Genomic DNA, 739 nt, shown 5'->3' on the forward strand with positions numbered 1-739 from the left:
CTGCTGCCTGCGCTCTTTCTGATTGCCGGCATCTGGATGATTGTGCGACGTACGCGTCGCACCACGCGCACTGAGCCACCGATAAGTGAACAAGAGAAAAAACGGCTGCAAGCGTTGTTGGGACGCACGGAGAAACGACCATGATGTTACTGACAACCGTCATTATTTTATCGTTGGTGGGGCTGACTGCATTGCTGTTTGCGCCTTGGTCTTCGACAAGCGAATACTCGCGCGACGCGATAAATCAGGCGCTGTATCACGACCGCCTGCGTGAAATACACGCGGATATCGCCAATGAAGGCGAGCGCACGCCACTGGTGGAAGAGCTGCAACATACGCTGTTGCAGGACATTCCCGGCAGCGCGGGTGTGCCGCAACGTCCGCTGAGCCGCTGGGTGCTGTTGCCGGGCATTGTGCTGCTGGCGGCGGTAAGCCTGAGTGTGTTTTGGCACACCGCCTCGATCAATCGGGTGCAAGAGTGGCAGCAGGTGGTGACATTGACGCCAGACCTGTTGAAACGTGCACTCGACCCGCAAGCGGAGCCGCTGACCATGGAAGAGGTCACTCGTCTTGGTCTGGGGCTGCGCAGCCAGTTGGAAGCGCAGCCGGATAATGCACAGGACTGGTGGTTGCTGGCACGGATTTCGAGCTTGCTCAACAACTACGATATGGCGGTACAGGCCTATGCTAACGCCTATCGACGCGATCCGCACAACAGCGAGTTGGCGTTGGATTATGC

Annotated in this window: 1 protein-coding gene; it reads left to right on the top strand. The window is 57.8% G+C overall.

The features are described 5' to 3' along the window. Nucleotides 1–140: 140 nt before the first annotated feature. Nucleotides 141–739 (top strand): c-type cytochrome biogenesis protein CcmI (gene ccmI / locus J5224_RS32515; RefSeq protein WP_264629060.1); only part of this gene is annotated, 599 nt, incomplete at its 3' end.

Source organism: Candidatus Symbiopectobacterium sp. NZEC135 (assembly GCF_025962695.1).